3 protein-coding genes, 1 pseudogene and 1 CRISPR repeat array are annotated in these 6,030 nt (G+C 68.9%); of the genes and pseudogenes, 2 read left to right on the forward strand and 2 right to left on the reverse strand.

Annotation, left to right across the window (positions count from 1 at the left end):
* The first annotated feature begins 101 nt into the window (after positions 1–101).
* A CRISPR array of direct repeats spans positions 102–2,160; the repeat unit is 28 nt; unit sequence CTGCTCCCCGCGCCCGCGGGGATGGTCC.
* Positions 2,161–2,320: 160 nt separating this feature from the next.
* Positions 2,321–3,262, forward strand: coding sequence for a PIN domain-containing protein (locus ACFV9O_RS39250; protein ID WP_385427585.1), 942 nt, complete (start codon positions 2,321–2,323; stop codon positions 3,260–3,262).
* Between the two features lie 130 nt (positions 3,263–3,392).
* On the opposite strand, the pseudogene ACFV9O_RS39255 reads toward ACFV9O_RS39250, so the two are convergent.
* Positions 3,393–3,557, reverse strand: a pseudogene (locus ACFV9O_RS39255) (nucleotidyltransferase family protein); the annotation flags it as partial.
* A gap of 232 nt (positions 3,558–3,789) precedes the next feature.
* Here ACFV9O_RS39255 and ACFV9O_RS39260 point away from each other — a divergent pair.
* Positions 3,790–4,815, forward strand: coding sequence for a hypothetical protein (locus ACFV9O_RS39260; RefSeq protein ID WP_385427588.1), 1,026 nt, complete (start codon positions 3,790–3,792; stop codon positions 4,813–4,815).
* Between the two features lie 653 nt (positions 4,816–5,468).
* Here the strand turns inward: ACFV9O_RS39260 and ACFV9O_RS39265 are convergent.
* Positions 5,469–5,897 (reverse strand): hypothetical protein, encoded by a 429-nt coding sequence (locus ACFV9O_RS39265; RefSeq protein ID WP_385427591.1) that lies wholly within the window; start codon positions 5,895–5,897, stop codon positions 5,469–5,471.
* Positions 5,898–6,030: the final 133 nt, after the last annotated feature.

A 6,030-nucleotide genomic window follows, 5' to 3' on the forward strand; every position in this document is an offset into this window, starting at 1 on the left:
CAGCGTGCCAAGCGCCACGACGTCGGCAAAACAATCAAACGCGCCGAATCGATCAAGGAACACCAAACACAACGGGGTTAAACGCCAAGCTGAGAGGGGACCTGCTCCCCGCGCCCGCGGGGATGGTCCCGTGCTCACGGCAGTACCGCGCCGATCGGCCTCCTGCTCCCCGCGCCCGCGGGGATGGTCCCGCGGCATCCTACGGTCCCCGGTATGAGTGCTGCTGCTCCCCGCGCCCGCGGGGATGGTCCACCGGTCATCCTCACGCGGAAGGCGAAGCCTCTCCTGCTCCCCGCGCCCGCGGGGATGGTCCTGGTCGGTTGCTTCGTTGACTTACGGGCGCCCTCTGCTCCCCGCGCCCGCGGGGATGGTCCCCCCATTCCGCCGGACAACAGCTATGGGGTGTGCTGCTCCCCGCGCCCGCGGGGATGGTCCGTCCGGGATCATGTCCATGGCTTCGTCGACCCCCTGCTCCCCGCGCCCGCGGGGATGGTCCCCGCAACACATCCCCCTTCTCCTGGAACGTCAACTGCTCCCCGCGCCCGTGGGGATGGTCCTACGACCGCACCGGCCCGGATTGCTTCTCCGACCTGCTCCCCGCGCCCGCGGGGATGGTCCCGGCAATCTCATCTGGGCCGGCGGGAAGGTCCGGCTGCTCCCCGCGCCCGCGGGGATGGTCCCGTGCGGACGTAGGCGCGTCGGGTGTGGCGGCTCTGCTCCCCGCGCCCGCGGGGATGGTCCCGGGGCGAGGCGGGCGGCGTGCCGTACGGGGTCCTGCTCCCCGCGCCCGCGGGGATGGTCCCGACGACACCGTGTTCGAGCTCGGCGTCCGCGTCTGCTCCCCGCGCCCGCGGGGATGGTCCCCGGCGTACACGTCTCCGCCGGATCTGGCCGTTCTGCTCCCCGCGCCCGCGGGGATGGTCCCAGCACCCGGGGTGGCGCCAGGCTGCAGGGCGGCTGCTCCCCGCGCCCGCGGGGATGGTCCCGTGCGGACGTAGGCGCGTCGGGTGTGGCGGCTCTGCTCCCCGCGCCCGCGGGGATGGTCCTCCGCCGACCGCAGGGTCGACAACGTGGTTGGACTGCTCCCCGCGCCCGCGGGGATGGTCCCTACCGGTTCACCGCCTGGACCCCCTGCCCCCGCTGCTCCCCGCGCCCGCGGGGATGGTCCCTGTCGGCGGATCGCCTCGAGGAGCACCGCCGCCTGCTCCCCGCGCCCGCGGGGATGGTCCCAGGGTCCCCTTACCCGGGACGTTCAGGAACACCTGCTCCCCGCGCCCGCGGGGATGGTCCCGGCACCTTCGGGCAGGCGATCGCTGGCGCTACCTGCTCCCCGCGCCCGCGGGGATGGTCCCCGGCTCGCTCCCGAGGGCTCCTCCATCGGCCACTGCTCCCCGCGCCCGCGGGGATGGTCCCTCCACGGTGTGGGGCATCACGACCAAGCTGCTCTGCTCCCCGCGCCCGCGGGGATGGTCCCGCCAGGCGATCTTGCCGTAGTTGGTGTCGTTCCTGCTCCCCGCGCCCGCGGGGATGGTCCCGTTCCGCGGGGCCTTTTCCTCTGGGGGAGGTGCTGCTCCCCGCGCCCGCGGGGATGGTCCCAAGGTGGGCATCCACGATCCGGCGGGCAACCTCTGCTCCCCGCGCCCGCGGGGATGGTCCCGACCGCACCCAGGAAGCCGCGGCAAAGTCGCTCTGCTCCCCGCGCCCGCGGGGATGGTCCCCACTGGTCCGAAGGGCACCGGTTGCTGCCCGACTGCTCCCCGCGCCCGCGGGGATGGTCCCGTCGGCCTGTGCCCGAACGGCCCGGACCAGTACTGCTCCCCGCGCCCGCGGGGATGGTCCCAAGGACGTGTGGTCCCCTGCTTCACCGTCAGCTCGCGACGGCTCAGGACTGCTCCCCGCGCCCGCGGGGATGGTCCCCCTCAGAGGAGCGGTGCTTGTCCCGGTGCCGGCTGCTCCCCGCGCCCGCGGGGATGGTCCCTTGTCCGTGGTTCTGGCCGGGCACCGCAACAACTGCTCCCCGCGCCCGCGGGGATGGTCCCACCAACGGCCCCGACCGACGAGGGTCGGGGCCCTGCTCCCCGCGCCCGCGGGGATGGTCCCGAGGCCTGGTAGCCGACGGCCGCCTTCGACGTCTGCTCCCCGCGCCCGCGGGGGTCCTTGGTGCGCGAGGGGCTAGAGGCTCGGCCAGCGAACCAACTCAGCCCTGATCGTTCTCAAGGCTCGCGGATCTCGGTGGCCGTCTGCCGGGATCGGCTGCCACGATGTGGCTGGCGAAGTCGCCCGCAACGGTGCGGCAGCCCGAGAGGCAAGGGAGTCGTCCATGTTGCTGCGGCCCGGGGTCACCTGCGAGAAGGCGATCAGGTTCCTCGACGATCTAGTCCAGGGCGGCCTCAACGACGTCCGCAACTCCGTCCCACACTTCGCCCAGCCGATGCTGGCGGGCGTGGAACCCTCGAAGCTGTCCGGGCCCGACCTGGTGGTGACGCTGCGGCAGTACACCCAGTGGACCGCGACGACCGCCCGGCAACTGGCGGATGTCTTCGCCGACCCGGCGGTGCCGGCGCGGCTGCGCGGCGAGCACTACAGCCACATCGTGCACAGCCCCCTGACGCCCTACCGAACCGCGCTGCTGCTGCACTGGGAGTTGGACGAGCTGGCGACGTACTTCAAGGAACTGCAGAACCAGATGCGGCAGACCGTGGAGGAGTACCGCAGCTACCGGCAGCGTGTGCTGGTCGTGGACGCGAACACCCTGCTGCACTGTCAGCGCTTCGACAAGATCCCGTGGTCTCGGGTGTGCGGGAAGGGCCCGGCGACGCTGGTGATCCCGCACGTGGTGGTGGAGGAGGTCGACACCAAGTCCTATTCCGAGGGCAGCGAGAAGATCAGGAAACGGGCGCGCGGGGTCTACGAGCTGCTGGGCGACGTCCTCAAGGGACTGTCCACCGAAGGTCGCTTCGAACTGCACGACGGCACCGAGGTCCAGGTCCTACGCGACGAGCTTGGGCACCGACGCCTGCCGAACAACGACGACGAAGCCGTGGCCCGCGCGGCCCACCTGCAGCAGGCCATCGCACCGCGTCAGATCACCGTCATCACGCGCGACAACGGGATGCGCGGCAAGGCCATGACCTGGTGCCTGCCCTGGGACTTCCCACCGGACAAGTACCTGATCCCCGAGGACGGCTTCGGTGCGAAGCACCGAGAGGCGAACCTTGCGAGCATCAGCGTCGACGTCCCCGAGGACGGTGACGACACCTAGTCCCGCCCGGGACCGCGGCCTTCCCTGATGGCTGGGACCAGTGCTTCAGCGGCCGGCACCTCGTCGAGTGGACCGTTCACGGAGCCGCGATCAGAACTTGAAAGCTCTGTCTGCAGTTCCGTGAAGGTCATCAGTTTGGCCATGGCAGGACTGTGAGCTCCGGCCACTCGTTCTTCCAACGGGCCGCCTTGGTCTCGTAGACCTCCTGCGGGGCAAGGAGCGGGTTGGGTCGAACGACGAGGTTGAACACGTCGGAGAGCCCGTGAGGCGCGTAGACGCGCCATCCTCCATCGGGCGCGCTTCCAGTGGCTAGGTGACCTGGTCCTTCAAGGCGGTGTTCTCCGCCGTCAGGTCGGCGACCCGCTCCTTGAGTTTGGTGACGTTCTTCCGCGGCCCGCGTTTCGGCCTCGGTCGCCGTCCCGTGGTCGGCGCGGTGCTGCGGAAACTCAGGTGCTTGCCGCACGGCCCGGTCACTACCGTGAAGGGCCCCGGCTCGGAGCCGAGCAGAACACGGAAGGCACACGGCGATGAAGCGCCTCGAACTGGTCATCGTGCAATTTGAAGAGGTCAAGCGCCTCATCGAGGTCGGACGGGTCCCGCAGCTGAGGCTGGCCCATATCCTGCTCGACAGCGCCGTGGAACTGATCATGCACCGCATGGCCGAGGCCATCTTCGACGCCGAGCGTTTCGACTTCGAGCGGCTCCAGAAGCTCCGCCGGCTCGAAGCGATGCGCAAGAGCGACAAGCCTTTGAACCGTCAGTTCGGTGCATCAGGGCCGAGTGACGACAAGCTCCGCGCGGAGATCCAAGGGCTCGAGAAGGTCGTGACCTCGACGACGCAGCGGAAGAAGACCACCGAGTTCGGCAAGAGGATCGACTTCCTGGTCGGGAAGAAGAAGCTCCCCGAAGACCTCGCGCCGGTGCTGAAGAAGCTGCACGACTACCGGAATGAGACTTACCACCGTGACCAGCACCGAGTCGAAGTCATTCGCCCCGCCGTCTTGATCTACTTCGACGCCGCATGTACGGTCCTCGACCACTACGAACTGGGCATGCTGATCGGAGACGACTCACCCGGGCCCGAGCTGGCACGCTTCCAGGACAGCGCTTCCTCCGACCGCCAGAACCCCTTCGAACTTCCCCAGCGGGTCGCGAAGCAACTACGGGCGGAAGTGGGCCTGGGCCTAGAGGCGGTGAGGACCGCTCTGGTTGACCATCTTCTCGGACGTCTTGACGACCTTGAGTCGGGACTTGCCTACATCGAGGAGAACACTTTCGGCGGCGCGATCCCGGGCGACGGCATTCGGAGTATGCAGATCGAGGACGACGATCTGGAGGCGATCTTCGACAAGCAGGCGCTCCGGAGCCGGAAGTATCCGCTCACCATGAAGGATGTCCGGTCCTGGACCGAGAGGGCCACTGCGATGGAGGGCATGGAGGACAAGCACGCGCTGTTCGCAGAGCTCGCGGCTCTTGAGGACGCGTTCGAGGATCTTGAACAGAAGGTTCGCAAGGCGGTCTGGGAAATCGACGAGGCAGCGAACATGCGCTGAGCAACACCTGCTCACGCCCACTCCTCGTGCCGGGTGTCCGGTGGCCCCGAGCCGTTCGACGGCTCGGGGCACCCGCACCGGGATCAGGCAGTCGGCTTGAACGCGGGGGCGACGTCGTTGCCGGAGCGGGGGCGGCCGGGCGGCAGTCCGCGGTTCCGGAGGAGGAGTAGACCTCAGGGGCGTCGCCGTAGCCGGCCGCCTGGAGGGCGGCGACGGTCTCGCGGATCTTGTTGGGGGTGGTGCCGTAATCGTCGGCGGACTCGTGGTGGATGAACCGGCCGCCGGGCGGGCGGGACATGAAGACGAAGTCCTCGCGGGTGCGGGTCACCGCACCTCCGGCCGCCGCGAAGCGTAAAATTCTCGGCACGACTACTGCAAGGATGCCGACGGCTCTGCGCGCCTTCTTGCGATGCGCAGACTGTGCGGATCGTGACGCGCCGGGCCACGTCACGCCCTCTCTCCGATGCCCTCGCTCATCTGTTCGCACCCTCATGCGCGGCCGCACATTCACGGGGTGCTCCACTCGCGCAGTGCCTTGAAAACGGAGTCGCTGTCGAACTCGTGGCCTCGATCCAGGCTCTTGAGGAGAGCTGTGGAACTCGTCATGCGGTCGGGGTAGTACAACTCGGGTGCCAGGCACGTTGGGCAGTCGCTCAGGAGGCAGAACGGCGAGAGGGGGAGGGGTTCGTCGTTGGGGGGATGAGGTACAGCCGGTCGTCTGCCAGAGGGTGTGCCGTGTCGAAGGAGACCGTTGCGAAGTCGGGGTGGTCTCCCATCAGGACCAGGCCTGATACGCGGAACTTCCCGGCGTCAGGCATCCATTGGAGCCGGTCGGTGTGCACCCATCGGGTGTGGGCGAGGAATGCGCATCCCGACAGGCTGCTGAGCATCAGCGGTTCGATGCGCCCAAGGCTCTTCTCCAGCTCGGCCCGTGTCCGGGGGCCTGCGCCGTGCCGGATCTTGTTGCGGAGCTCGACCAGTTGGTCGAGATCGGCGACCAGGCCTTTCCCGCCCTTCTTACGGGCTGTTGCCTCGACGAGGCCGGCCGCGGGATCCCCGTGCTGGCGTGCATCTTCGGCCACGGCCCTGACCACGCCCACCCAGTGGCCGAGGGAGACACGGGCCTTCCACCAAGGCCGGGTAGTTAGCGTTTTCGCAGGTCACGCAAGCCCGTTGAACAATTTCCGACGCAGAGCAACGGAGCTCGTTGGTACA

Origin of the sequence: Streptomyces sp. NPDC059909 (assembly GCF_042730885.1) — a bacterium.
Classification (GTDB): Bacteria; Actinomycetota; Actinomycetes; order Streptomycetales; family Streptomycetaceae; genus Streptomyces.

Bases quoted from the DNA above. Each gene is read 5' to 3' on its own strand.
- ACFV9O_RS39260 (WP_385427588.1), top strand. From the start codon at position 3,790: ATGAAGCGCCTCGAACTGGTCATCGTGCAATTTGAAGAGGTCAAGCGC.
- ACFV9O_RS39250 (WP_385427585.1), top strand. From the start codon at position 2,321: ATGTTGCTGCGGCCCGGGGTCACCTGCGAGAAGGCGATCAGGTTCCTC.